Here is a 26,823-nt window from a genome sequence, read left to right as displayed (position 1 = left end):
CGCCTTGGAAGGGGACTACGCGAGGAGTAACTGATTCATTCTACGAATAAATTGGTTCGGATCTTCTAAGGTTCCACGCTCAGCGAACAGCGCTTGGTCGAGGAGAAGTTCAATCCAGTCGGCAAAGTGCGCATCATCTTGCGTTTGCGCAGCCTGTTTGACTAAACGGTGTTCAGGGTTGATCTCGAAGATATACTTCACCTCAGGGGCCTCTTGACCTGCTGCCGCAAAGAGTTTTGCCATTTGCGTACTGATTTCATCTGCACCGGTGACAACGATTGCAGGCGTATCGGTAAGACGATGTGTTAAGCGCACTTCTTTAACGCGATCACCCAGTAAGGTTTTTACGCGCTCAACGAATGGCTCTAGCGCTTTTTCATTCTCTTTTTGTTCGTCAGTCTCTTCATCTGCCAATTTTTCTAATGAATCATCCGCTTTACTGACCGATTGGAATACCTTACCGTCGAATTCAGTCAGATAGGACATCATCCACTCATCGATACGATCGGAAAGCAGTAATACCTCAATCCCTTTCTTACGGAATAGCTCTAAGTGTGGGCTATTCTTCGCCGCGGCATAGCTGTCTGCGGTGATAAAGTAGATTTTCTCTTGGCCTTCAGCCATACGTGCGACGTAGTCTTCCAGCGTGACCGTTTGCTCTGCGCTATCGTTTTTGGTCGAGGCAAAGCGCAGTAACTTAGCAATCGTCGGCAAGTTAGCAGAGTCTTCAGCAGGGCCTTCTTTCAGTGCCATACCGAATGCTTTCCAGAACGTCAGGTATTTCTCGCTATCGTCCTTCGCCAGCTTTTCAAGCATTTGCAGCGTACGCTTAGTCAGTGCTGTACGCAGGCTTTGCGTGACACGGCTATCTTGCAAGATCTCACGGGAAACGTTAAGCGGTAGGTCGTTGGAGTCGATCAGTCCGCGTACAAAACGCAGGTAAGTCGGCATAAACTGCTCAGCATCGTCCATAATAAATACGCGTTGGACGTAGAGTTTTAGGCCATGCTTATGATCGCGGTTCCACATATCCCACGGTGCTTGCGCCGGGATGTATAGCAGACTGGTATATTCCTGCTTCCCTTCAACACGGTTGTGGCTCCAGATCAGTGGATCGGCAAAGTCATGCGAGACATGCTTATAGAATTCTTTATATTCATCTTCGCTGATTTCTGATTTATTACGGGTCCACAGCGCTTGGGCTTTATTAATCTTTTCCCACGTCGTAGTATCCGCTTCTTCGTCTTTCTCTTCGATTTCTACCGGCAGCGCGATGTGGTCGGAATATTTTCCAACGATGTTTTTTACCCGCCAGGTATCTAAGAATTCGTCTTCGCCTTCACGGAGATGCAGTGTAATTTCGGTACCGCGATCGGCTTTTTCAATATCGGCCAGCGTATACTCGCCCTCGCCCGCTGATTCCCAGTAAACCGCTTGGTCTTCTGCCGCCCCAGCGGCACGCGTACGAACGGTAACTTTATCGGCGACGATAAACGCAGAGTAGAAGCCAACACCAAACTGTCCAATTAACTGGCTATCTTTAACTTGGTCTGACCCCATTGATTCCAGAAACGCTTTCGTCCCTGATTTGGCGATAGTTCCCAGGTTCTCAATCACCTCTTCGCGGGTCATACCGATACCGTTATCGCTTAATGTTAGCGTACGGGCATCTTTGTCTACGGATAAGCGGACGCGTAAATCGCCATCACCTTGATAGAGGTTAGCATCAGAAAGTGCTTTAAATCGCAATTTATCGGCAGCATCTGACGCATTGGAGATCAGTTCACGGAGGAAAATTTCTTTATTTGAGTAGAGAGAATGGATCATCAGGTGCAGAAGTTGTTTTACTTCTGACTGGAAGCCACGGGTTTCTTGTCCTTTCATTTTTTATTCATCCTCAACAAAATGACGGGTTAATTATTGTTGTTTAAGGAGATGGGGACAGTTTTGGGCTTTTCAAGCGGAGATAATAAATAACATCGTTGAGTGCCGCTGTTGAAGCCAGCGATTTAACTTTGTCGCGGTAACAAACAGCCACCGAACGATATCAGATAGCTTTAGTGGAGACAGTTAGCGCTACACTAATCCTTAATCGCGACGAAAACCTAATATCTGTCCTTTATTCGCTGCACGAAAATTTTACTGCTAAACTTATAAATGTATGCCTTTTTTAACATTGAACGCAAGGAGATGATTTATAGATTCTTTGTACAACACTAGAAGGCTATTTTTTACAGAAAGACAATTCTACTCGCTGAGAAAAGGAGAAAATATGAACGAATCTCAAGACTTATCAGGCTTTATTGGTACCCATTTTGTCTATACCTACGACAATGGCTGGAAGTATGAGTGGTATGCACGTAACGATAATACCTGTGATTATCGGATCCATCACGGCTTAGTTGGGGGCCGATGGGTCACGCACCAAAAAATGAGTGCCGTCCAATTCGCTCCGGGTATCTACAAAGTAGACTGGCATGAACCCACCGGTACATGCGTCAGTTTGCTATTTGATATCAACAGAGAGATCGTCCATGGCACCATATTTTTCCCGCAATGGATAGGTGGCGATAACCAACATCCTGAAAAAACCATTTGTTATCAGAATGAGTTTATAGAGGATATGTATAAGTTTAGAGATGAAGGCCCGGCTTATCCTTACGTCGTCATCCCTGAATTTGCGAAAGTCACCTATATGAAAAATGAAGGTGCCGATAACGATTCGGTCATTTGCGTTGCGCCTGGACAACTCCCTACCGATTTTTTTGAGAATAAGTGAGGGTACGGGTCCTTCAATGCGGCTGATATAAGCTGTTATAGTAGGTATACTGAGGGATTTACTGTCTGTACTAACGCCAATAGTCTCGCCTCCCCGTAGCGTATAAATACTCGCTACGGGGCAAGGACATATTCATGTCTGAGACTTATTGACGCATACCTATCGCCAGCCGATTCAATGCAGACATGGTCGCGACCGCAAAAGTGAGGTCCGAGATTTCTACGTTACTAAAGTGCCCCTTCAACAAGTCATAATCTTCACCACTGGCATAAGTCTTGGCAATATAACGACTCACCCCCATTGAATGCAGCTCTCTCTTTCTCGCTAAAACGCTTACTGACACGCTACCCGGCGACAGCGTCAATTTTTTCCAGATAGACATCCAACGAACGCAAAGATTTAGCATGCATCTCTACACAAAAAGAACATCCATTACTTTGCGAGACCCTTGAATAAATAATTCAACTAGAGACCTACCGAGAGTACTTTTATCGAGAGACTTCTTCGTAGCGGATAATCCTGCATAAGCTTCGCTGAATAACGTTGAGTAAGGTAAGCGTATATCTCTCCTTTTATTTTTTATCAAGACGAAGATAGTAAGGCAGAAGGTAAGACGTATTTCCTTGGAGTGCTACCTTAAGGGGCGTATTAACTTTACCCTCGTGTTAGGTTGCAGGCCGAACGTCTGTAGCGCATTACCAGGCTGTTTAGATAAAGGCGATGTTCGGACCTAACCAAGGTACCAAGACGGATTACTATGGCGACAATTCTAAGCCGAAGCTCAGTAAGATTACCCTAAACTGTTATCGGTTATGTCGCCGCCTATAGAATCCTCCGCGCCTGCTCCCCACTCTTCACGCTCAACAATACCAATAGAAAAATCAATAAGATAATCCCAGTAGTCCTACAGGGATGAAGATAAATTGTGACAAACCTCATACTCCATAATAATTACATTGTATTTACATTAGCTTAACATTACTTTGTTATTAATCATTAATATTTCGAATGAAAATCATGTAAGAGACGTCTATTTCTAGCCGAACGGTTATAGAAATAATTAAGAAGCCTATTTAACCGTAAAGGGTATACTCTTGGATATTCTTAAAAAACAATACCTAAACATAAGCTTACTGATTTTTCTATATGTATTTTCTTGGTCTGGATGTATCGGATTACTCGCGCTATGGCTGGATAGAGTTGTCAAAATAAATGACAGTAAAATAGGACTGATATTTGGGGTAAACGCTATCTGCGCGATTATTATCCAACCTATCTACGGAAGGGTAATGGATCGTTACGGACTAAAAAAACATATACTCTATATAGTGGCACTCATATCAATACTCATGTATCCCTTCTTTAAGTTTGTCTATGCACCCATGATAGTTGACCATCTTTATACGGCGATAATTCTCGGCGGAGTCTATATCGGGTTGGGATGGGCCGCAGGGATTGCAGCATTTGAATCCTATATGGATAAATTCAGTGACACAATCAATAAAGAATTCGGTAGCATCCGGATGTGGGGATCGTTAGGATGGGCGGCTGGCTCTCTTTTCTCTGGTGTTCTGTTTAATCTTTCTCCCTATTATAATTTTATACTCGGGAGTGTCGTTTCAATGTTGACCATTCCTCTAATCTACAATATTAACATTCGATTAAAAACCACAACCGAAGCGATCGTTATTGATAAAGATGTGGTAAAAAAAGTATTGATTAAAGAGACATTGCTCTCTCGGGACTTTATCCATTTCTGCTTTTATGTCATTGGAATAGTCTGCATAATGGCGGTCGCTGAACAACAGTTTTCACGCTATTTCGTTACCTTCTTTTCGACAAGAGAGGTAGGTGCCTCTATTTTTGGTTATTTAAGCACCCTACAATGCGTAATAGAATTTTTTATGTTCTTTCTCCTACCAAAATTTGTTAATAAAATCGGGGCAAGAAATGGGCTACTACTTGTTGGGTTGATCGTCACGACCAGAATGCTGTTTACAGGCCTAACCGATAGTTATATCGTGATATCCATTCTAAAACCTATCTATGGTATAGAGATTAGCCTGCTTTTGGTTTCCACATTCAAGTATATTTCTGAAGTATTCGATAAATCGGTTAATTCGAGTGTGTATCTCATTGGCTATCAAGCGGTAAGTCAGGTGAGTATCGCGATAATTTCCCCTATTGTCGGTTACTCCTATTTAGAGAAAGGCTTCGGGGCAACCTATATATATCTTAGTGTGGCAGTGTTAGCCTTTACTCTCATCTCTTTCTTTCTTTTAGCAAAGAAAAATGAAGTAAAAATAATATATGGAGTTCAACAGTGAAAGACAACGATAGCGCGGTAATCGACGGTTTTTACGCCGATCCTGATCTAATTTTCTCCGAAAAAGATAACTGTTTCTATCTTTACCCCACTACGGATGGAAAGTTAAATTGGCAAGGTACTTACTTCGAGTGTTTTTCATCCAAAGACCTAATCGATTGGGAAAAAAAAGGCATCATCCTAGATCTCACCAAAGACGTCTCTTGGGCTATCGATAAGGCGTGGGCACCCAGTGCTATAGAGAAAAAGATAGATAATGAGTACCATTATTTTTTCTACTTCTGTGCTGAGCAAAAAATTGGGGTGGCAACCTCTACGTCACCCTTCTCTGGGTTTAAGGATAAAGGTACGCCATTAATTACAGATAAATATCGGGATCCCTCGATAGATACTGGGCAAGAGATCGATCCCTATGTTTTCCATGACAAGAAAAATGATTCCTACTATTTATTCTGGGGAAATATGTATCTCGCCCGCGCAGAATTAAATTCTGATATGGTCAGCATAAAAGAAGAGAGCATCGCCTATATCACACCCAATGACGGATCATTCAGAGAAGCTGTCTCGGTATTCTACAGAAAAGATAGGTATTATTATATATGGTCTGAAAACGATACGAGACATCCTGATTACCGTCTGAGATACGGTTATAACTTCTCGATAGAAGACCCTCTGATAATACCGAAAGACAATGTTGTTTTAGAAAAGTGCGAAGCGCTAAATATATTAGCAACGGGCCATTGTGATGTCATTAATAAGCCCAATTCCGACGAGTTCTATCTATTTTACCATCAATTTTCGTTGCAGGATGGCCAGCTCTGGAACGATGAGTCGGGGTATCATCGTGAGCTACAGAAAAAGATATTATGCTTTGATGATGACGGTGCTATAAAACCTATTAACCATTCGATATAATTCGATAAGGCAGTGATAAATTTCTACCTCTATAGATTATCACTGCTTATTATTTCTCAGCATTGTTCTGGAGAAAAATCAGAAAGTGGCGCTAGCCTTAATCATTCACCGCAATTCCTTGGTTGGTATCAACCCTAAGCTGTTTCATCCCTCTCTCAATAGAGTCATTCGACATCACGATTAGGCGCTGTAGTAATTAATGATTTTCGCTAAAGCCTGCGCTTTGCTAGCTATCAACGTAGTGACCCATTTTTAAAGGAAACCCGTAATACTACTACCTATGTCGTGATTACTGAGATAATAGAGATCCTCATTTCAACGACGAGATTAATCAATTCCCTTATTCTCAGAAATTGTAGCGCAGACCCACTCGTATACGATAGTTATTGCGATTGCGCTGTGCAGAGCGATCGAGATAGGCCAACTCTATCGACGGCTGGATATGCTTGAAGCCCAAGTAGGTCAACATATTATCGACCTCAATATGATAACTTTTATTATTTGCTGAACGAAAGTTATTCAAATGTTTGAAGTAGGCAGGCTCGAAATAGTAATTCCAATCATTATTTATGTTATAGCTTACCCCAAGATGGGACTCTAGAGTGTTTGCGGGTTTTCTTCTACTATATATGTTGTCTGAGTCGTAGTTGCGATAATTGTATCGAGTACGTAAAGTAACCGTCAAATCTTCCCTTAGCATAGACTTAAAATCGAAATAACCCGCCCCGCCACTTCCATCGGTATTACCATTGAATAGAGCCCCACCAGTAACCCAAAATTTATTATAGTTAACTAATGGATACCATCCCTCCAACTCACGCCAACTATAGTCGAACTGGTTCATTGCTTCTAAATTATAGGCACTCGTAAACATAATACCGGCCGTATTATCGAAATTATAGCCCCCCCTAAAGGAAAGTTCGTGACGATTATATGCGGTCTCATAGCCGTCACGGACGTCTATCCAGCTACCTGCACTGAAGGAAATAGAGGGAAAAAACACTAATAGCATCAATAACGGGCACGTTTTTTTTTTGGAGCAAAAGGTAGTGTGTCGAGATAGGAGGGTTTTTCATTATCGTCGATTTTTTACTAACCGTTCTATTCATCGATTCCCTCGCTAAAGAGATATTACGATTGACCACAATTATAACCTACCATCAAGTTCACTAAAGTTGGATTTTTATAACTCATAACGCGAGGAAGTTAACAGTAATAAACCGAATTGTATAGGTCAGTGGCGGCCGAGAGGCTAATACTAGTCTCGTTGGTGGTCAGCAGTCTATACACGAAGACCTTAGCCTTTTCCGTGGATCACTGTGCTCACGGCAAAAGATAGAGTTAGGCTCACTGGTGATAGTTTTCAAGACGATTCTTATAAAATTTCTAAGAAGTTCCCTACTGAGTAATCGTCGATTAATTTAATTAGCCCTAGGATGAGATAAAAAAGTGGTTAACAACTGGGCAAACATTGCTCTTGTAATAGCTTATAGGCTCTCGTTTGATATTATTTAAATTAACGTCACTATTTAACTATCCCTATTCTCCCAATAAGAAGGGACAGGGTAATTCCCACTGCTATTTCTCTATATTGACCGGGTGTGAAGGATTTATAGGCTGTTATTGGGAGTGTTCGGGCGTCCCCTTTCGGTAGCGGAGAGCTGGCTATATCACGAAATAATATAGCCTACGTGTTGATATACTTTATCCGCCAGCATAGGTGGTTGAGCTATCGCAAGCCCAACCCCCCTTTGTTCCTCGCTTCCACCTTCAAGTCCGGCGGTAAGCGAGCCTGCATCGGCGCGAGTAGTCTATGAAGGACTTTCGTAAAAACGCTACGGGATAATCTTACTCATTTTTCCGCTGGATTTTGAACCAGATCGCATACATGGCGGGTAGAAATACGAGGGTGATAATCGTCCCCGCGAAGGTTCCGCCGATCAGCGTATAAGCCAGCGTCCCCCAAAAGACCGAATGCGTGAGCGGAATAAAAGCCAAAATGGCCGCCATTGCCGTCAGTAATACGGGCCTAGCGCGCTGAACCGTTGCCTCAACTACTGACTCAAAAGGAGATAGCCCTTCACTCTCGTTATGATGAATCTGCCCGATAAGGATTAATGTGTTACGCATTAGAATTCCCGATAAGGCGATCAATCCCACTAATGCGTTAATGCCGAAGGGTTGGTTGAATAGTAGCAACGTCGGGACCACTCCAATTAACCCTAATGGTGAGGTTAAAAATACCATCACCATCGCTGACATCGATCTTACCTGCAAGATAATAATGAGCAGCGTGATGGCGATCATTATCGGGAAGAGTGGAATCATCGCTTGCGTCGCTTTATCCGACTCCTCGATAGGCCCTCCTTGCTCAATACGGTATCCCGCAGGGAGTTTAGTAATAATCGGTTGTAACTGTTTTAGGATCGCCGTGGAGACATCCGGTGGCTGCAAGGAGTCCGCAATATCGCTTCTTACCGTGATAGTCGGGGTACGATCTCGGCGTCGTAGTAAGGGGTCCTCCATTCTTACCTCGATATCACCGACCTGAGAGAGCGGTACTCGCTGACCTGAAGCCCCCACCAACGTGAATGCAGCTATTTTAGCGGGATCAAGCCGACTATCGCCTGCTGCACGCCCCATGACCTGTACGGAGCGAATATCCTCGCGCACGGCTGTTATCGCCACGCCAGAGAGGAGGAACTGAAGTTGCTCGGCGACGCTATTTGAGGTAAGACCTACCGCCTGAAGCCGATCCTGATTGAGCGAAAAGTGAAGCGTTGGGACGCGCTGGCCCCAGTCTGTATTGACGGTTCTCATTAAAGGGCTGGCCAGCATTACCGCTTCGACTTTCCCCGCGATGACGCGCAGCTTATCTGGATCGGGTCCCATCACACGATAGGCCACGGGATAGGGTGAATAAGGACCGAAAACGAGCTGGGTAACGCGTATACGTGCTTGCGGAGCAAGTCCATCAGCCGCGACACGTCGTAACCGAGACTTAAGCTTATCGCGGGCCTCTTGACTGTCGGTGAGTACTACAATTTTAGCAAAAGACGGATCAGGTAACTCAGGTGTCATCGCGAGGTAGAAACGGGGAGGCCCCTGACCGATATAAGAGGTAACGACCTTCGCTTCTTTTTGCTTTTTCAGCCAGTTTTCTATTTTCGCGGCAGCGGCATCGGTCTGTTCAATCGAGGTACCGTAAGGCATCTGAATCTCAACCAGTACCACTGGACGGTCAGAGGTTGGGAAAAATTGTTTCTTAACTCCCGCCATCCCGACGATGGCCAACGTAAAGACGATAACCACCGCACCAGCGACCAGCCATTTTCTAGCGATCACTTGAGTCAATAAGCGACGAAAGCGGTTATAGCGCGGTGTATCATAAACTGCCGTATGTCCTCCGGACGCCGTTTTAATCTCTGGCAACATCTTCACTCCGAGATAAGGCGTAAAGACAACCGCCACTATCCAGGAGGCGATAAGGGCAATGCCTACAATCCAAAACATATTACTGGTGTATTCACCCGCCGTAGAATGTGCAAAACCGTTGGGCATAAAGCCCACTACCGTCACCAATGTCCCGGCTAACATCGGCGCCGCAGTATGGCTCCATGCATAGGCAGACGCCTTAATACGATCGTAGCCTTCCTCCATTTTTACGACCATCATCTCGATCGCAATAATAGCGTCGTCCACCAAAAGCCCTAGCGCCAGAATGAGGGATCCGAGGGTAATGCGGTCGAAATTTTTACCCGTGGCTTCCATGACCATAAAAACGGCGGCCAGTGTCAAGGGGACTGCCGCAGCGACAACGATGCCGACGCGCCAGCCCATACTGACAAAACAGACCACCATGACGACCAGCAGCGCGACGAAGAATTTGACCATAAATTCATCAACGGCAGAGCGAATATTAACAGACTGATCAGTGACTTTTGTTAGCGACATCCCTAACGGCATCGAGGCGTTTATGCTGGCGGCTTCGGTATCTAGGGACTTTCCTAGCGTCAGCCCATTCCACCCTTCTCGCATAACTACACCCAGTAACAATGCGGGTTCACCTTGGTTACGGAGGATAAATGTTGCAGGATCTTCGTAGCCCCGTTCGACGGTAGCAATATCGGACAATAGTAGAGTTTTGCCGTTAACCACGACGGGTGTTTGACGAATTTGCGTAAGCTTATTAAAAGCGCCTTCTAGGCGGATAAAAACCTGCGGGCCATGAGTATCAATCGATCCTGCTGGCGTGAGCATATTTTGGCTGTTTAGGGCTGAAAAGATATCTTGGGGCGAGACCCCGAGAGTAGCTAACTTATCATGGGAAAAAGAGACAAAGATACGCTCGGACTGCTCACCAATTATATCGACTTTCTTTACGCCCGGTACGTGAAGCAGACGCTGACGTAGTGATTCGGCATCACGCGCCAGTAAACGCTGTGGCTCGCCCTTAGCTTTCAGGGCAAAAAGCGCAAAGGTCACATCGGAAAACTCATCATTGACCATCGGTCCCACAACGCCTGGCGGGAGATTTTTAGTCTCATCACTTATTTTCTTTCGCGCCTGATAAAACTCTTCTTGTACCTGCGAAGGTGGTGTACTGTCTTGAAGCGATAGCGTAGTAAAAGCCATTCCGGGACGGGTATAAGTTTCTGTGCGGTCGTACCACTTCAGCTCCTGCAAGCGTTTTTCTAGCGGTTCAGCGACTTGATCTTGCATTTCTTGAGCAGTTGCCCCTGGCCATGCGGTAATGATTGTCATCTGCTTGACGGTAAAGGGCGGATCTTCCGCTCGACCTAGCTTGAAAAAAGAGAGCGTACCGGCGACCGTTACGAGAATAATTAGAAACAAGGTGATCGAGCGCTCGCGAACAGCGAGCGAAGAAAGATTGAAGCGGGAGTTACTCATGGGGCTGTCCCCCCCGCTATGCTGCCATCACCTTGATGGGCCACACGTACTGTCTCCCCTTCGTGCAGTAAGTTAGCCCCTAACGCGACAACCTCATCATCACTACCCACTCCGCGGGTGACAGTGGCCATATCGTCGCTCAGACCGGCAACCTGTACCGCCCGCCAGGCTACCCGAGTGGGACGACCGGTAATCACCCACACTCCCGGACCGTTACCTGGGTCGAAGAGCGAGGTAATAGGCACTTGCGCGACGGTAACGGCCGCTTTTCCCTCAGCGATATGCAGGGTGACGGTAGCCCCTAATGGGGCATTGGCTAATGGACCGGCCAAGACATAGCGTGCTTCAAAGGTCCGCGTTAAAGGGTCGGCTGCATCGGAGAGAACACGGAGCCGAGCCTCGACAGGCTGATTTCTATCGCCATACAACGTTGCTTCAGCTTGGCTACCAATCGCTGGTCTTAGCGTTTCAGGTAATTGAACTAATGCCTCCCGCTGCCCGGCACGCGCTAATCTGATAACGGGTTGACCTGCGCTAACCACCTGACCCGGCTCGGCGAGTCTCTCCATCACCACCCCATCGCTATCTGCAACCAGGACGGCATAACTCTGGGCATTCCGTGCCACATTGGCCTGCGATTGCGCCGCACTCAAGTCAGCTCTCGCGGAATCCGCGGCAGCTTTATACTGGTCATAGGTTGATACCGAAACGGTACCTGTCGTAACTAAGCTTCGATAGCGCGCTTCATCGAGTGAGGCTTGCCTCGCGCGAGCGCGAGCCGCATTAACCGCCTGCTGTGAAGCCTGAGCTTGGAGGCCAAGATCGCTTGGATCAAGACGCATCAGTGGTTGCCCGCGCCTCACCGTCTGGCCAGTCTCCACGAAGCGTTCCAAAATTTTGCCTGACACCCTAAAACCTAGGTCGCTTTGTATTTTTGCTACCACGACACCGGTGAAGGAACGAATAGCATTATGGGTGTCAGACACCTTTACAGCCCTGACCAGAGGAGGCAATGTGCGAGGATCGTCGGTAGCGGATTTATCGCCGCAAGCCACTAAGGCTAACGGCAACAGGCAGATAATGGGGTAAATTTTAAGCATAGGTTACCGGAGTGGCGTAGGGAAAGTAACCGTAATCTTATACTTGTGACCAAATTTGTCAATGGTCACTAAATCAAGGGGCGAGACTCCTTAAGATCAGTGACGAAAGAAGGGCCGCTGCGGACTCTGCCGTATCGAGATTATACTGAAGTTGAACAGGGCTTATAAAAGGTTCCATCACAAGAAATACGGCTTTTGTTGCCTCATCGAGAGGGGTTTGCTGTTCGAATTCTCCGCAATCACGCCCTTCAATTAATATACTCTCGATAAGCTTCATAAGGCGGGCTTCGTATAGGGCAACCGATGGCCATTTATCCCGAGCAGCGACCGCCGCGATGTTATAGAGCTTACGGTCGTGAAAGAAGAGATCGCTCCCAGATTGCGTTAGTACGCTAAAGAGTTGCCTTATTTTTTCCGAAGCCGTCGGCGCATTAGCAACGGCGGCATTAACGATATCCATGATACTCATCAGACAATTAGAACAAATCTGCTCGCCGATCGCCTGTTTCGAGTCGAAAAATTTATAGATGTATGCCTTGGAGAATCCAATCGCTTTCGCTAAGTCTGAAACGGTCGTTTTTTCGTAGCCAAAATAACCAAAATATTCTGTTGCCGCAGCAACCACTTGGTCGCGGATCGTATGCTCTGAAGGTCCCCTGACTGGGGGAGTGGTTGTTTTTTTATTCATTCTTATAGCCTAGCGTGATAATGGGCAGTTAACAACGAGTGACCCTGTTATAAATTAGTGACCATTAGTCTGCCAACAGATAGTCATATGCTTTCTCCCCCACTCTCAGGGTTAGTCGCCTTGATCGTAGTATGTACTACCTTCACCGATTGTTCGCGAAGGAAGCTCTCGTGTATTGATCGTTAACCGACAAAATTGGGGCGCTTTTCGTTCTACTGATTGACGGAATGTCGACAGCATGCGGTGCTGGACGCTCGGAAGAGTGTATCATCGATGTTCCGACTTACGACCATAAACTCGTTTCAGTATTCGACCTGAGGGTTTGGCTAAGAGAGGTATATAGCGAGTTTTTATCAATAAAATGAGCGCTTATCGATATCCCCTTCAAGCCTATTACCCACTTTTACGCAGCACGTACTGGCTAACATACTAGGCGAGAAAATAAACAGCTTCTTCGTCGTGCATCCTCTCATCTCCCTGTTTTAAGAAACACCCTCATCCCTGGCGAGTAAGTCGGCACTGCGTCGCAAATGAGGAGTCATCCCCTATTGTTGGAGTCCCTGATGAGGGGAAATCAAGTGACAGGCAACGCGGTGCCCCGGCGATACTTCTCGTAGCCTCGGCGCGTCCTGATAACACTGTGTTTCCGCTCGTGGGCAGCGCGAAGAAAAGCGGCAACCGGAAGGCGGGTTCGATGGGTCAGGAATTTCCCCCTGGATCGCCGCAACCGGCTCGGCACTTGGATCAAGTGTAGGGACGGCGGAGAGGAGTGCCTGAGTATAGGGATGTAAGGGCTGACTAAAGAGAGTATCCCGACTGGCGGTCTCTACCAGCTGCCCAAGGTACATTACCGCGATATCATCACAGAGATGTTCCACTACACCGAGATCGTGAGAAATAAATAGGAAGGTTACGCCGTGTTCGTCACGGAGATCGGAGAATAAGTTGATAATCTGCGCCTGAATAGAGACATCCAGCGCTGAAATGGGTTCGTCGGCGACAATAAAATCTGGATTAAGGATCAATGCACGGGCAATACCAATACGCTGACGCTGCCCGCCAGAAAATTCGTGCGGAAAACGCGGGTAATGTTGTGCAGACAGTCCGCAAATTTTCATCACGGCGATCACTTTGTCATACAGTTCGGCTTTTGTGCAGAGTTTATGGTGTAACAGTGCCTCGCCAATAGCGTCTCCGACCCGCATCCGTGGATTAAGCGAACTATAGGGGTCTTGAAACACCAGCTGCATGGTAGGGCGTAATGCTTGTCTCTGCCTTGCCGTCAAGCCGGCGAGTCGCTGTCCTCGGTACGTAATACTCCCTGCGGTGGCAGAATATAGCCCCAGTAGGGTTCGACCCACGGTTGTTTTACCACTGCCCGACTCGCCCACCAAGCCAAAAATGGTACCTGGGCGGATCCCGAAGCTAACATCATCCACCGCCCGCACCTGCCCGGTTTGTTGTCCAAATAGACCATCACGCAGTGGAAAATACTGTTTTAGTCCTTCCACTTCAATCAAATATTCATCATTCATAATAAGGGTTCTACGGTTTCACAGTGATAACAAGCGACCCGCCGCGTTTGCCCAACAAGGGGTGGGATCCCCTGGCGACATCTTTCAGTGGCACGCTCGCAGCGCTCATAAAAAGCACAGAAATTCGGTAGCGCGGCCAGATCGGGAACCTGACCCGGAATAGAATAAAGTCGCCGCCGCCGCTCCCCAGGCACCGGCCGCGACGCAATCAATCCTTTAGTATAAGGATGACTCGGATTATGCAGAATCTCCGCCGTAGGTCCTTGTTCAACAACCCGTCCGGCATACATCACCACGACTTGCTCCGTCATCTGGGCGATAACCCCTAGATCATGAGTAATCAATAAGAGGGCCATCTGGTTCGCGCGGGCTTGTTCGCGCAATAACAGTAAAATTTGGGCCTGTACCGTCACATCCAGCGCCGTGGTAGGTTCATCGGCAATCAGTAGCTTCGGCTGACAGCTGAGGGCCATTGCAATCATGATACGCTGTAGCATGCCTCCGGAGAGTTGATGCGGATAGCTCTTCATCAAACTCTCCGCCCGAGCGAGCCCAACACGCTCGATCAACGCTATCGCTTGTTGCCAAGCCGCCTTGGGCGATTGACTGCGATGATGGATGAGTGGTTCACAAAGCTGCTCACCAATGGTTAACACTGGGTTTAGAGCACTCATCGGCTCCTGAAAAATCATCGCTATCTGGTTACCCCGCAAGTCGGCCATCTGGGTGGGAGGAAGATCAAGCAGATCCTGCCCCTGAAAATAGATCGAGCCGCTATCAATACTCGCCACCTTGGCCGGTAACAATCCCATTAACGACATGGCTGTAACGCTCTTACCACAACCTGACTCCCCGACGATACCCATGGTTTGTCCAGCCTCAAGGGTAAAAGAGACCTCTTGCACGGCGCGCGCGCGACCTTCTTCAGCGGCAAAGGAGACCGATAACCGTTCGAAAGTAATCAGCGGCTGGCTCATTTTAGGCTCCGTTTTAGGTGGGGATCGAGGGCATCGCGCAATCCATCACCGAGCACGTTAATCGCGACCACAGTAATAAAAATAGCGGTACCCGGCGGTATCCATAACCATGGACGGCGCTGAAAATCTATCAGGCTATTGGCCGCATCCATCATATTCCCCCACGAGGGAGTGGGCGGCACGATGCCAACACCGAGATAACTCAGTGCAGACTCGCTGAGTATGGCGTTCGCGACAGCCATCGTCGCCATGACGACCAAAATCGGGATGGTATTCGGCAGTAGATGACCAAATAGGCGACGATAGGTGGAGAGGCCTAGAACTTGTGTCGCCAGCATAAAATCGCGCTCACGCAGCGACAGGATCTGGCCACGAACTAGCCGAGCCAGTTTAGGACATTCTAGTAGGCTCAACATGATAATGACCATATAGATTCGCGCGTCCGATGAGAAATCGAATTCCGATAACATCGCGCCCGCTACAATTAATAAAGGCAGGCTAGGTATGGTCATCACCACATCGGCTACACGCATAATAAGTTTATCGGTGAGTCCCCCCGCGTAACCTGCTACGGCACCCAGTAGATAACCCAAGGTCACTGACAATAGCATCGTCAATAAACCGATAGAGAGGGAAATCCGCCCAGCGAGGAGTAATCGGGTATAGACGTCCCGCCCTAAGAAATCGGTCCCCAACCAATGCCGCGCGCTTGGCGGCTGATTAACGCTCAGCGCATCCATCCCCTCGCCCTGCCAAGGCGACCAGAGCGGCCCCACTACGCAGCCAAGTACCATGATAATAAGTAAAACGAGGCATAGTATCGCCAATCGATTACGCCGTAACGTCTGCCAAGCTTGATGCCATAAAGAGGGAGTTACCTGTGCCAGTGCTGTGGTAACGGCCTTAGATAATCGGCGATGTCTGGAATAGAAGAAGTGGATCATGACGAGCTTACTCGAACACGGGGATCGGCCCACGCATAAAGGACGTCGGCCAGTAAATTACCCAGAATGGTTAAGACCGCCAGAAAGAGCGTAAAGCCCATCAGTACAGGGTAGTCACGCGCAGCAAGTGAGTCGATATGGATATGCCCTGCCCCAGGCCAGTTAAAGACTTTTTCGGTGATGATAGCCCCTGAGAAGAGTCCCGGCAGTTCAAAGCCAAGCAGGGTGATAATCGGGAGTAGCGCATTGCGTAGTGCGTGTTTCATGATGACCGTACGCTCACGCAAACCTTTTGCCCTCGCCGTGCGGATAAAATCCATTTTGATCACATCAAGCATGCTGGCGCGAAAATAACGAGTCAGGCTCCCCGCCTGTAGCATGATTAACGCCAATACCGGTAATACAAGGTGTGCGGCGACCTGCATGATGTAGGCCCACCCCGTGTCGTCGCTACCGGTATTACTCATTCCGCCGACCGGTAACCAGTGCAGATCTACCGCAAACCATTTAATTAACAATAAACAGAGGAAAAATGTCGGAAAAGACATTGCGGCAAATACCAGTATGCTAATCAGATGATCGAACCACGAATTAGCCCTAATCGCCGAGGCGATACCGACAGACAAACCAATTCCCCAGTAAAACACCAGCGCTACGCTCGCCAGTAGGAAAGAATTCCAAATATATTGATTAAGCAACTGTGTGACGGGGATTTGGTATTGTAGCGAGAACCCTAAGTTACCGCGTAATAACTGACTCAACCAGTGCAAGTAGCGAGTGAGTAGTGGCTGATCTAAGCCATAAATTGCTTTCAGCTCTGCCGCCCGGGCGGCGGTCAGTGATACGTTCCCATCAATAAAGTCACCCGGCGTTTTGGCAAATAACATAAAAATAATAAACGAAGCGAACAGCAGCATGGGCAAAGTATGGAGCAGTCTTCTGAGGATAAAATTTTTCATGGCGTTCTCATACCAGCCGCTGGCAACCCAACGGCTGAGTGATGGCAAGGTTACTTAACGATCTTGACGTTGGGAAGACTGCCGGTAAGACCATTGTAAATATCCGGCTTGAAACCGACGACTCGTGCGCTACTGGCGGTGAGAACTTGGCGATACCCCAGTAGAATAACCGGAGGGTCATCCGCCAGCACTTTGTACAACTGGTGATAAATAGGTTTACGCTGCGCAACGTCCAATACCGCGTTACCTTGATTAATCAGCTTATCGACCTGTGGATTGCTATAACCAGAGACCTTAGCCTCGGTACTGTAGTAATCCCATACCCCGTCATGAGGATCGTTCAACGTGCTGGTACTAAAGGAGGCTAAGTCGTAATTACCGGCTTTACGCTGGGCCATTAAGGCGTTGAAGTCGACGATCTGTGGTTTAAGTAACACACCGATCTGTTTCCAGTCCTGTTGGGCGATTGGAATGAGCGCGTCGTTGAGGACTTTTTTACTTGCCAGTAGAGTCAGTTCTAGACGTTGGCCGTTTTTAACTCGAATACCATCTGGGCCGGGTTTCCATCCCGCGTCGTCAAGTAACTTTTTAGCCTGAGCGGGATCGTAGTGGTAGGGATTTATCCCCTCGGGATTATAGGCCCAAGAGATGGGTGCAATAGGCTCGATGGCAACCTTGCCATACCCTTGATATACCACATCGACTAGCTTCTGACGGTCGAGCCCATAAATTAACGCTTGTCGGACCTTAGCATCCTGTAATACAGCATGGTGGAGATTGAATTCCACTTTACTGTAATCACTGGAGCCATAGAGATTGATATTGGCAAAGCCGAGCATTTTCAACTGTTCGATATCGTCTGGTCGCGAGGTAAACGCGTCGTAATCGGTCTCACCGGTCTGAAACAACTGAAAGTTAGTCGAAGGATTGGTAATACGATAAATAAAGCGTGGTGTCGGTGGCGTACCTCGGTAAAAGTGAGTATTGGCATGAAAACGGATCTCCTGCTCGGGGAGATATTTCTCATAGACATAGGGGCCGTTACCGAGGGGCTTACCGTGTAAAGAGCGCACGTAATCGAGATTACCGCGCTGATAGCCCTTACCGTAATAGGCCTCAGACAGTACCGGGCCACCAATTCTAGCCAATGTTGTCGCACCGGGTTGACTGGTAGTCACCTGCAGCGTCAGTGGGTCCAAGACTTTCAGACCGCTCACACTATCGGCTTTCCCTGCCTTATACTCAGCGCCCCCTACGATATTAGCCAGAGTGATATCGGTATCGCCGTCGTATTTCGGGTCGAATAACAGCGTCAGGGTAAAGGCGACATCCTTCGCAGTCAACGGTGAACCGTCGCTAAAGGTAAGATCGTGGCGCAGCTTAATGGTATAGACTTTTTTATCTGGACTCACGGTCCAGCTTTCCGCTAATCCTGGTACCAAATTGCCATGGCTATCCCAATCGATTAAGCGCGAAAAAATAACATTAGTAACGTTTTCATCCCAACCATTAACAAAGAAGTATGGGTTGAAGATACCCTGTGGTTCGGAAATTCCCGCCACGATGGTATCTTTGCGTAGTTTGGCGGTGGCTGGAATTTGACTGACGTCGGTAGCTGGGGTGAAACCCTCTTTAAGCATATCGTCAGCAAAAGCCATGGAGCTAAAAATGGCTGCGCCGCTGAAGAGGGCAATGCTAAGCTGGAGTGGGACATTATATTTATTAATTAAGCTGACCAAGATAAATCCTCACCGATCCATTAAATTCATTTTCAAAATCGGAAATTAAGCTTTTCCTTATTCAGTGTCTAACAACTAGAGGCTATAACAAATAATAAAAAATACTAACAACTTTTATGGAATAGTAACGATGACATTTATCTTTACGCTCCTAAAAATATTCAAATAATTGATAGAAATGATAGCGGGATAATCTTTACAGGATGGCTAGATTGTAGCTAATACTCCGATTGCCAATTGGCTGACAGCAAGTTATCCGTAGATAACCAAGCATTATTCGGATGTTTGTCAATAAATAATATCCATTACATTGATCTTTTGTTGGCGATAACAGCTATGCTTTCCAGGCGTAGAATCTCCCTACGGGAAATAGAAAAATAAGAGAGTATAATTCTCACCGGGTAATGAATTGGAAATCTGGACGTAGAGGCTAATTTTATGAAAGCCTGTTAGCCTCAATTAAAAATATACATTGGTATTATTAGATGGATAAGCATCGCTCCAACATTATAACGGAAACCTATTTTTTAATTCCCGCCATGACCTTGACCAAGCGAGAAAGTTGGCTACTGATAATGGTGTTTTCCCCAGCCCAACGCTGTCGTCACCAACGCCTGCAATAGACGCTGAACTTTTGCAGCGTCGTCGGACTGCCAGACGAATGTCTCTTCATCCATATAAATACACTGCGCAATTTCCAGCTGAATGGCATGAATATTCTGCTCAGGGTTCCCGTAGTGCCTTGTAATATAGCCCCCTTTAAATCTACCATTCAGCACATGGCTATACTGCGGTACCTCCTCCGGAGGATGTTCACAGCACTGTAGCAATACTTGGCCCAGTCCGGGATCACAACTACTCCCGTCAGCAGTACCAAAGTTAAGATCCGGCAAACGCCCTTCGAATAACCGAGGAACAACAGAGCGTATTGAGTGGGCATCCCAGAGTAATACATAGCCAAATTTGTCCCGCAATCTTTTCAATTCGGCGGCTAGAGCATCATGATAGGGTTTCCAGACTGAAGAGAGGATCTGCGTTTTCTCGGTTTGATTCGGCTGGCCTTCCGGAATAAAGAGTGGCTCTCCGTCAAAGAAGATATCGGTAAATAATCCAGTCGTTGCCGTATTGTATAGGGGTTTATCATCGACTGGACGGTTTAGATCGACCACGTAGCGTGAATAACCCGCCACCAGCGTACTCGCGCCTAATTCTCTAATATTCTGATAAAGTTTGGGGATATGCCAGTCCGTGTCTTCTAATCGATGTCCGCGAGAAGTCAGCCCGGCCGCAATGCTTTCGGTCAGCGCGGTACCAGGATGCGGCATGCTGATTAATAGCGGTAAGGTACCGCGTGTCAATTCGAATGATTTAGTCATAATAAACTTCTTCTCCCTGAAAGATAACGTGTTTTGATAACGTACCACCTAGCCAATAGCTGAGCTCTGCAGGATGTTCTATATCCCAAGCGACGAAGTTAGCCTCTTTACCTGGCTCTAACGTGCCGCAACGATCTTCTATCCCCAACGCCCGAGCGGCGTAAAGCGTCACACCTGCTAGCGCCTCTTCAGGCGTCATTCGAAATAGCGTACAGGCCATGTTCATTACGAGTCTCAGTGAGAGCATTGGCGAGGTGCCAGGATTCATATCACTCGAAATCGCCATCGGGACGCCATATTGGCGGAGCAAATCGACTGGCGGTTGCTGAGTTTCTCGTAGGAAATAATAGGCTCCCGGCAATAACACCGCTACGGTACCTTGCTGTGCCATCGCCGCGATATCGGGTTCGCACAGATATTCCAAATGGTCAGCGGATAGCGCGTGAAAGCGTGCAGCTAAAGCCGCACCATGCTGTAAAGAGAGTTGTTCCGCGTGCAGTTTTACCGGTAGACCCAGTTCGGTTGCAACCTGAAAGACTCTCTCGACTTGGGTGGGTGAGAAGGCCAGATGCTCGCAAAAAGCATCTACCGCGTCGACCAATCCCTCATGGTACAGTTCGGGTAGTAGCTGATTGCAGATATGATCAATCCAGTCGTCGGAACGCCCCTGATATTCTGACGGGACTGCATGGGCGGCCAGGCAGGTACTACGAATGGCTATGGAAAGTTCCCGGCCGAGCTGTCTTATCACTCGCAGCATTTTCCGCTCGCTTTCTAGATCCAAACCATATCCAGACTTTATTTCTAGTGTGGTTACCCCTTCCTGCCTGAGCGCCTGAATACGCTGGGTGGCCTGCTTTAACAGGAGCTGCTCACTAGCGGCGCGGGTATCGCGAACAGTACTCGCGATACCTCCCCCTGCAGCGGCAATCTCTGCATAGCTAACACCTTGTAGACGCTGTTCAAATTCTGCTGCACGGTTGCCTCCAAACACTGCATGAGTATGGCAATCGACGAGTCCAGGCGTCACTAGCCGTCCCCCAAGATCGATCCGGTGCGTTATCAGTGCGTCAGGAAGCTCATCATATTCACCGACCCAAAAAATTACCGCACCGTGCGTCAGCAATGCTGCGTTAGAGAGTAAATTATATTTCCCACTGCCCATGGTGACCGCTCGGCAATGATGCCAAAGTGTATACATAACAAACCTCTTCTAGTCGCGTATTGTCCGGCGTTTACACAGCCAGTAATATACCATTGCGGGAAACAGCAACCCGCCCCCCCACGAGATATCAATCCCTCCTAGTACCTTAACCATCGGACCACTGTAAAACCCGCTGTCGATAAAGGGAGTTTGTATTACCACCCCGAAAAATAAGTTCCAAGCCCAACGGCATTCCATGCTCGGTATTTACCCGCTGGATTGTTTAACGCCTTAATATCGATTGGCTGATGGTTAAAAAAGTAGTAGTCCACTAGGTTGACGGCACTCCACGGAGTAAAAAAGGTCAACAGAAATAATAGAAAAGATTTAAATGCGCTTAGAAAGGAGTGCTGGCCCAACATTGCAACCCCTGTGGCGATAATGATTACCGTTGCCAGAATAGAAAATCGCGCCAGCCGACTGAGCTGTACGACCCGTCCACGACAGCTATAGACGGTCGCTAGGCACATCATGCTACCGTAGGCATTTAGCGTGTTAATCGTCAGCTTACCAAAAGCGATGCTTAAATAGAGTGGGATAGCTACCCCGCCGCTCCCCCCTAGACTAACGATATATTCGACTTCACGACCTAATAATTTTCCCTGCGACAACGCCGCCGCAAAGACCCCCATGGTCATTGCTACCTGAGCACCGATAACCGAGCCACTACTCACGGCAAAGAATACTTTACGTGAAGAGGTCCTTGCAGGAAGGTATCTCGAATAGTCAGCCACGTAAGGACCGAACGTTATCTGCCATGAGGCAGACAGCCCGACCGCGGTCAGTAACGTCGCCCAATGGAATGGTTGAACGGTTACTAGAGTGCGCAACGAATGAAGAGTGCCTACTCGGTAAAATAACCAGAAAAACGCAATAATCCCAATCAGGCTAGCGAGTTTGCCCATCAGATGAATTAACCGATAACCACTGTACGCGACGAGTAGGGTCAGCATTGCAAAAATCACGATACCACTCGTTTCGGATATACCGAAAATAGCTGAGATGGCCTGCCCGGAGAGGACTGCGCCAGTCGCAATGAAACCGAGATACATGAGACAGACCAACAGTATAGGTAGGCAAGCCCCATACACCCCAAACTGTACGCGGCTACTTATCATCTGCGGGATCCCTAGTTTAGGCCCTTGGGCCGCGTGTAACGCCATGACGACGCCGCCCGCTACTTGGCCAATTGCCAGGCCAATCAAAGACCAGAAAACATCCCCGCCAAATACAATAGCCAGAGCGCCGGTGATAACAGCAGTAATTTGTAGATTTGCCCCTAGCCATAGGGTGAACTGGCTAAAGAGACTACCGTGACGCTCATTATCGGGTATAGGTTCAATAGAACGAGTTTCAGTGAAACTGTTTTGGCTCATCGTGATCTCCCGTAGCCAATAAACGTGCGACCAGTGTCGCACGATAAATGTGGTGCTGACTATTATTCACTCCGCTGAATTATTCGGATTAGCCAGTAATCATAGGGAGATTCAGGCCCTGTTCACGGGCGCATTCGATAGCAATATCATAGCCGGCATCGGCATGGCGCATAACACCTGTTGCGGGATCATTACTTAGCACTCTCGCTATACGCTCTGCGGCTTCATCGGTCCCGTCGCACACAATAACCATTCCAGAGTGCTGGGAGAAGCCCATACCCACTCCCCCTCCGTGGTGCAAGGATACCCACGTCGCGCCGCTAGCAGTGTTCAACAGGGCGTTAAGTAACGGCCAATCCGATACCGCATCGGATCCGTCTTTCATCGATTCGGTTTCGCGGTTTGGACTGGAGACCGACCCAGAGTCCAGATGGTCTCGACCAATGACAATGGGTGCCGACAGCTCACCACTGCGTACCATTTCGTTAAAAGCCAACCCAAGGCGCGCTCGCTGACCTAAACCCACCCAGCAGATTCGAGCAGGTAGCCCTTGAAAGCTGATACGCTCGCGAGCCATATCCAGCCAACGATGCAAATGCTCGTCGTCGGGAATCAGCTCTTTCACCTTGGCATCGGTACGATAAATATCTTCTGGGGAGCCGGATAATGCCGCCCAGCGGAAAGGTCCAATCCCTCGGCAAAAAAGTGGACGAATATAGGCTGGGACAAATCCAGGGAAATTGAAGGCGTCAGCTACCCCCGTTTCCAACGCCATCTGACGGATATTGTTTCCGTAATCAAACACTGGAATACCCTGCTTCTGAAAATCGAGCATTGCCATAACATGCTGAGCCATAGAGTTTTTAGCTGCGAGGGTCACAGCCGCAGGCTCTGTTTTGGCCTTCGCACGGTAAGTCTCCCAATCCCAGCCCACAGGTAGGTAGCCGTTTAGCGGGTCGTGAGCACTCGTTTGGTCGGTTACCATATCTGGGCGAACACCCCGGCGAACCATTTCGGGGAGGATCTCTGCCGCATTACCCTGTAGCGCGATAGAGATCGCCTCACCTTTAGCGGTATAATTTTTTAGGCGCTCCAACGCATCGTCCAGCGAAGTGGCCTGCTCATCAACGTATCCCGTGCGCAGTCGAAAATCGATACGTGACTGCTGACACTCAATATTCAGCGAACAAGCGCCAGCAAGTGTAGCGGCTAAAGGCTGCGCTCCTCCCATGCCTCCTAGCCCGGCGGTGAGGATCCAGCGGCCGCGTAGAGAGCCCTCGTAGTGCTGACGACCCGCTTCGACGAAGGTTTCGTAAGTTCCCTGTACAATTCCTTGGCTACCGATATAAATCCACGAACCGGCAGTCATTTGCCCATACATCGCAAGCCCTTTAGCATCCAGTTCGTTGAAATGCTCCCATGTCGCCCAATGCGGCACCAAGTTAGAGTTAGCAATCAACACACGTGGGGCGTTGCTATGTGTCTTGAATACTCCCACCGGTTTGCCCGACTGCACCAGTAACGTTTCGTCGTCTTCAAGCTGTTTAAGCGTGGAAACTATCTTGTCGTAACATTCCCAATTCCTTGCAGCGCGGCCTATTCCACCGTAAACCACTAACTCCTTGGGGTTTTCAGCAACTTCTGGATCGAGATTGTTCATCAACATACGTAGTGGTGCTTCAGTTAGCCAGCTTTTGGCATTCAACGTATTACCACGGGGAGAGCGGATCTCAACATCACGAAAATCGGTTGTTTGCTTAGTCATGTACCTTACCTTCTTAATATTGCCTGCGGGGATGGGCAGGGAGAAATATATACTGCACCTCATCTTGTATAGACATGATAAGCATAATCGATGCCAGTTTATCAAAATCCCTAAAGATCATTATTAATCAGTATGTTGAAAAGGTAATTACGCGAATCATTAGGAGAGGGAGAGTAAATTAATTCTAATTAAGGTCTATTTCAGTGCAATAAAATAGAGAAGTGCACTATTTTCGTGCCAAGAGTCGTAGTCACTACAGCGTTATCACTATCAAATCCGAGAATATGCTTAATAAATATAAGAGACAGCACCTCAGAAAAATATAAATTTTAATATTTTCATTTATAAACAATAAGATAGATACGCAAGCCCTACGGAAATGTCTAAATGGCATCGAAATTGCTAATTGTACATACAAGGATATACATCGACAGTAATCAGCGGCTGTAGTGTTGCAGCGAATTATTTACCGACACCATTGGATATTAAAATGATTACCTTCAAAAATATTACGAAATACTATGGTAGTGGAACAGTTGTCGTCGACGGGCTGAACCTTGAAGCTCAAGGCGGGAAAATTACCGTTTTAGTTGGCCCGAGCGGCTGTGGTAAGACCACCTCATTGCGGATGATCAACCGTCTGGTTGAGCCGTCTACAGGACAGATTCTCCTTAATGGTGAGGCGACTGAACAAATGGATATCGTACAACTACGCCGTCGTATCGGCTACGTCATCCAGAACGCAGGGCTGTTTCCTCACAAAAATATCCTCGATAATATTGCCACGACAGCCATCTTATGTGGGGCGAGTAAAGCCAAGGCTCGACAGCGAGCAGGTGAACTCCTTGAAGTCGTGAGTCTAGATAGCGCAATGTCTAAGCGCTACCCTTGGCAACTGTCTGGTGGCCAACAACAGCGGGTGGGTGTCGCGAGAGCATTGGCGGCTGACCCAGAGTTTATGCTGATGGACGAGCCCTTCAGCGCTGTTGATCCGGTGGTTCGCGAGCAGTTACAAGACGAGTTTTTAAGGATTCAACGGGCAGTGAGTAAAACCATTATTATGGTAACCCATGATATCGATGAAGCCATGAAGCTTGGGGATCAAGTAGCAGTATTACGCCCCGGTGGGCGATTGGCTCAGATAGCCACGCCAGGAGAATTACTGAATACTCCACAAAACCCTTTTGTCGCCGACTTTATTGGCCGAGATCGGGGTTACCGTAAGCTTAGCTTCTGCGAGGTTGATCACCGTCTACCGCTAAAAGACGAACCCTTGGTCGAACTCGGTAGTAGCCTGCAGCAGGCCCGCCGAACAGCGGCAGACCCTTGGGTGTTGGTGACCCAAGAAGGTAAAGCACTCGGCTGGTTAGATACTCGGCAGCACGTTGACCACGCTAGCGCGCAACACATCAACTTGGGGGCAACCTTCTGCCCCATTTCAGGCTCACTTCGCCACCTGCTGGATGCCGCGCTCAGCTCCCCCTGCCACCGCGCAGTCTTAGTCAACGATCGGCAACAGCCTCTCGGCAGCATTGCCCTCGATGAGGTACTGAATCGTTGTAAGAATATTCCGGCGGAGGTGGTATGAGGTTCGACTGGCTGTGGAGTCAACATGACACCATCCTACAACTCCTCCTCTGGCATAGCTATCTGTCCGTGGTTCCTGTACTAGTGGGACTAGCACTGGCTATTCCTGTAGGCTGGTGCGTCAACCGCCTTTCATCATTGAAGTCTTTCATTACCAATATCTTCGGGTTGTTATATACCATTCCCTCGTTAGCCCTGTTCGTATTATTGCCTCCACTTTTGGGCACACAAATTCTAGACCCCGTTAACGTTCTGGTTGCGCTGACGGTTTACAGTTTTGCGTTGCTAGTAAGAATTGTCAGTGATGGACTGGACTCCGTATCACCCGAAACGCGTCAGGCAGCATCAGCGATTGGCTATACGCCAGCACAGCAGTTTTTTCAGGTTAACTTACCGCTGTCAGTGCCAGTCATCGGTGCCGGTATGCGTGTCGCCATCGTTTCCAACGTCAGTATCGTCGCGGTCGCCGCACTGATCGGTACTCCACAGCTGGGTTCACTGTTTACGCAAGGATTCCAGCTGCAATTCCTTACCCCGATTATTGCAGGTATCGTCCTGAGTATTTTACTGGCTCTTCTTCTAGATCGGTTGGTGGTGTTCGCCACTCGCCGGCTCAGTCACTGGCAGCCGCAGAGAGGATAA

Annotated in this window: 19 protein-coding genes and 1 pseudogene; 5 read left to right on the top strand and 15 right to left on the bottom strand. The window is 48.0% G+C overall.

Annotated elements, in window-relative coordinates; all coding sequences use genetic code 11:
* Positions 1-15: 15 nt before the first annotated feature.
* Positions 16-1,884: a molecular chaperone HtpG gene (gene htpG / locus HGT71_RS12655; RefSeq protein ID WP_214218113.1), complete on the bottom strand. Its 1,869-nt coding sequence runs from the start codon at positions 1,882-1,884 to the stop codon at positions 16-18.
* Between the two features lie 388 nt (positions 1,885-2,272).
* On the opposite strand from htpG, the gene HGT71_RS12650 reads away from it, so the two are divergent.
* Complete coding sequence (locus tag HGT71_RS12650) at positions 2,273-2,779, top strand: phenolic acid decarboxylase (RefSeq protein ID WP_214218112.1); 507 nt, start codon at positions 2,273-2,275, stop codon at positions 2,777-2,779.
* A gap of 145 nt (positions 2,780-2,924) precedes the next feature.
* Here HGT71_RS12650 and HGT71_RS12645 read toward each other — a convergent pair.
* Positions 2,925-3,341, bottom strand: a pseudogene (locus HGT71_RS12645) (carboxymuconolactone decarboxylase family protein).
* A 532-nt stretch (positions 3,342-3,873) separates the two neighbouring features.
* On the opposite strand from HGT71_RS12645, the gene HGT71_RS12640 reads away from it, so the two are divergent.
* Positions 3,874-5,106: an oligosaccharide MFS transporter gene (locus HGT71_RS12640; RefSeq protein WP_214218111.1), complete on the top strand. Its 1,233-nt coding sequence runs from the start codon at positions 3,874-3,876 to the stop codon at positions 5,104-5,106.
* The gene (locus HGT71_RS12635) at positions 5,103-6,020 is read left to right on the top strand and encodes a family 43 glycosylhydrolase (RefSeq protein WP_214218110.1); all 918 of its coding nucleotides are present in this window, start codon (positions 5,103-5,105) and stop codon (positions 6,018-6,020) included. Before HGT71_RS12640 ends, HGT71_RS12635 begins: the two co-directional genes overlap by 4 nt.
* Before the next feature lie 346 nt (positions 6,021-6,366).
* Here the strand turns inward: HGT71_RS12635 and HGT71_RS12630 are convergent, their stop codons facing one another.
* The 13 genes from HGT71_RS12630 to hutU all read right to left on the bottom strand — a co-directional run bounded on the left by HGT71_RS12630 (position 6,367) and on the right by hutU (position 24,594).
* The gene (locus HGT71_RS12630) at positions 6,367-7,032 is read right to left on the bottom strand and encodes an oligogalacturonate-specific porin KdgM family protein (protein ID WP_214218109.1); all 666 of its coding nucleotides are present in this window, start codon (positions 7,030-7,032) and stop codon (positions 6,367-6,369) included.
* 836 nt (positions 7,033-7,868) lie between these two features.
* Positions 7,869-10,931 (bottom strand): efflux RND transporter permease subunit, encoded by a 3,063-nt coding sequence (locus tag HGT71_RS12625; protein WP_214218108.1) that lies wholly within the window; start codon positions 10,929-10,931, stop codon positions 7,869-7,871.
* The gene (locus tag HGT71_RS12620) at positions 10,928-12,031 is read right to left on the bottom strand and encodes an efflux RND transporter periplasmic adaptor subunit (protein ID WP_214218107.1); all 1,104 of its coding nucleotides are present in this window, start codon (positions 12,029-12,031) and stop codon (positions 10,928-10,930) included. Before HGT71_RS12620 ends, HGT71_RS12625 begins: the two co-directional genes overlap by 4 nt.
* 73 nt (positions 12,032-12,104) lie before the next feature.
* Positions 12,105-12,719 carry a TetR/AcrR family transcriptional regulator gene (locus tag HGT71_RS12615; RefSeq protein WP_214218106.1) on the bottom strand — a complete coding sequence of 205 codons (615 nt, stop codon included), beginning with the start codon at positions 12,717-12,719 and terminating at the stop codon, positions 12,105-12,107.
* Between the two features lie 545 nt (positions 12,720-13,264).
* Positions 13,265-14,254: an ABC transporter ATP-binding protein gene (locus HGT71_RS12610; RefSeq protein WP_214218105.1), complete on the bottom strand. Its 990-nt coding sequence runs from the start codon at positions 14,252-14,254 to the stop codon at positions 13,265-13,267.
* Complete coding sequence (locus HGT71_RS12605) at positions 14,251-15,231, bottom strand: ABC transporter ATP-binding protein (RefSeq protein WP_214218104.1); 981 nt, start codon at positions 15,229-15,231, stop codon at positions 14,251-14,253. The genes HGT71_RS12610 and HGT71_RS12605 overlap by 4 nt, the downstream gene beginning before the upstream one ends.
* The gene (locus HGT71_RS12600) at positions 15,228-16,175 is read right to left on the bottom strand and encodes an ABC transporter permease (RefSeq protein WP_214218103.1); all 948 of its coding nucleotides are present in this window, start codon (positions 16,173-16,175) and stop codon (positions 15,228-15,230) included. Before HGT71_RS12600 ends, HGT71_RS12605 begins: the two co-directional genes overlap by 4 nt.
* On the bottom strand, positions 16,172-17,134 hold the full coding sequence (locus HGT71_RS12595) for an ABC transporter permease (RefSeq protein WP_214218102.1): 963 nt from the start codon (positions 17,132-17,134) through the stop codon (positions 16,172-16,174). Before HGT71_RS12595 ends, HGT71_RS12600 begins: the two co-directional genes overlap by 4 nt.
* 50 nt (positions 17,135-17,184) lie before the next feature.
* Positions 17,185-18,792, bottom strand: a complete 1,608-nt coding sequence (locus tag HGT71_RS12590; protein ID WP_214218153.1) for an ABC transporter substrate-binding protein — start codon at positions 18,790-18,792, stop codon at positions 17,185-17,187.
* Between the two features lie 647 nt (positions 18,793-19,439).
* Entirely contained in the window at positions 19,440-20,249 is an 810-nt protein-coding gene (hutG, locus tag HGT71_RS12585) for an N-formylglutamate deformylase (RefSeq protein WP_214218101.1), read from the bottom strand.
* Positions 20,242-21,450: an imidazolonepropionase gene (gene hutI / locus HGT71_RS12580; RefSeq protein ID WP_214218100.1), complete on the bottom strand. Its 1,209-nt coding sequence runs from the start codon at positions 21,448-21,450 to the stop codon at positions 20,242-20,244. The genes hutG and hutI overlap by 8 nt, the downstream gene beginning before the upstream one ends.
* 158 nt (positions 21,451-21,608) lie before the next feature.
* Entirely contained in the window at positions 21,609-22,829 is a 1,221-nt protein-coding gene (locus tag HGT71_RS12575) for a purine-cytosine permease family protein (RefSeq protein ID WP_241595364.1), read from the bottom strand.
* A gap of 88 nt (positions 22,830-22,917) precedes the next feature.
* Complete coding sequence (gene hutU, locus HGT71_RS12570) at positions 22,918-24,594, bottom strand: urocanate hydratase (RefSeq protein ID WP_214218099.1); 1,677 nt, start codon at positions 24,592-24,594, stop codon at positions 22,918-22,920.
* A 490-nt stretch (positions 24,595-25,084) separates the two neighbouring features.
* Here hutU and HGT71_RS12565 point away from each other — a divergent pair, with 490 nt between their 5' ends.
* Both HGT71_RS12565 and HGT71_RS12560 read left to right on the top strand, forming a co-directional pair.
* A complete protein-coding gene (locus tag HGT71_RS12565; protein ID WP_214218098.1) occupies positions 25,085-26,182 on the top strand; it encodes an ABC transporter ATP-binding protein in 1,098 nt (365 codons plus the stop codon).
* Complete coding sequence (locus HGT71_RS12560) at positions 26,179-26,823, top strand: ABC transporter permease (protein WP_214218097.1); 645 nt, start codon at positions 26,179-26,181, stop codon at positions 26,821-26,823. The genes HGT71_RS12565 and HGT71_RS12560 overlap by 4 nt, the downstream gene beginning before the upstream one ends.

It is taken from the genome of Rosenbergiella epipactidis (assembly GCF_018494055.1).
Taxonomy (GTDB): domain Bacteria; phylum Pseudomonadota; class Gammaproteobacteria; order Enterobacterales; family Enterobacteriaceae; genus Rosenbergiella; species Rosenbergiella epipactidis.
This window is presented reverse-complemented; position numbering and strand designations above follow the sequence as displayed.

Bases quoted from the DNA above. Each gene is read 5' to 3' on its own strand.
- htpG (WP_214218113.1), bottom strand. From the start codon at position 1,884: ATGAAAGGACAAGAAACCCGTGGCTTCCAGTCAGAAGTAAAACAACTT.
- HGT71_RS12650 (WP_214218112.1), top strand. From the start codon at position 2,273: ATGAACGAATCTCAAGACTTATCAGGCTTTATTGGTACCCATTTTGTC.
- HGT71_RS12630 (WP_214218109.1), bottom strand. From the start codon at position 7,032: ATGCTATTAGTGTTTTTTCCCTCTATTTCCTTCAGTGCAGGTAGCTGG.
- HGT71_RS12625 (WP_214218108.1), bottom strand. From the start codon at position 10,931: ATGAGTAACTCCCGCTTCAATCTTTCTTCGCTCGCTGTTCGCGAGCGC.
- HGT71_RS12620 (WP_214218107.1), bottom strand. From the start codon at position 12,031: ATGCTTAAAATTTACCCCATTATCTGCCTGTTGCCGTTAGCCTTAGTG.
- HGT71_RS12615 (WP_214218106.1), bottom strand. From the start codon at position 12,719: ATGAATAAAAAAACAACCACTCCCCCAGTCAGGGGACCTTCAGAGCAT.
- HGT71_RS12610 (WP_214218105.1), bottom strand. From the start codon at position 14,254: ATGAATGATGAATATTTGATTGAAGTGGAAGGACTAAAACAGTATTTT.
- HGT71_RS12605 (WP_214218104.1), bottom strand. From the start codon at position 15,231: ATGAGCCAGCCGCTGATTACTTTCGAACGGTTATCGGTCTCCTTTGCC.
- HGT71_RS12600 (WP_214218103.1), bottom strand. From the start codon at position 16,175: ATGATCCACTTCTTCTATTCCAGACATCGCCGATTATCTAAGGCCGTT.
- HGT71_RS12595 (WP_214218102.1), bottom strand. From the start codon at position 17,134: ATGAAAAATTTTATCCTCAGAAGACTGCTCCATACTTTGCCCATGCTG.
- HGT71_RS12590 (WP_214218153.1), bottom strand. From the start codon at position 18,792: ATGGCTTTTGCTGACGATATGCTTAAAGAGGGTTTCACCCCAGCTACC.
- hutG (WP_214218101.1), bottom strand. From the start codon at position 20,249: ATGACTAAATCATTCGAATTGACACGCGGTACCTTACCGCTATTAATC.
- hutI (WP_214218100.1), bottom strand. From the start codon at position 21,450: ATGTATACACTTTGGCATCATTGCCGAGCGGTCACCATGGGCAGTGGG.
- HGT71_RS12575 (WP_241595364.1), bottom strand. From the start codon at position 22,829: ATGAGCCAAAACAGTTTCACTGAAACTCGTTCTATTGAACCTATACCC.
- hutU (WP_214218099.1), bottom strand. From the start codon at position 24,594: ATGACTAAGCAAACAACCGATTTTCGTGATGTTGAGATCCGCTCTCCC.
- HGT71_RS12565 (WP_214218098.1), top strand. From the start codon at position 25,085: ATGATTACCTTCAAAAATATTACGAAATACTATGGTAGTGGAACAGTT.
- HGT71_RS12560 (WP_214218097.1), top strand. From the start codon at position 26,179: ATGAGGTTCGACTGGCTGTGGAGTCAACATGACACCATCCTACAACTC.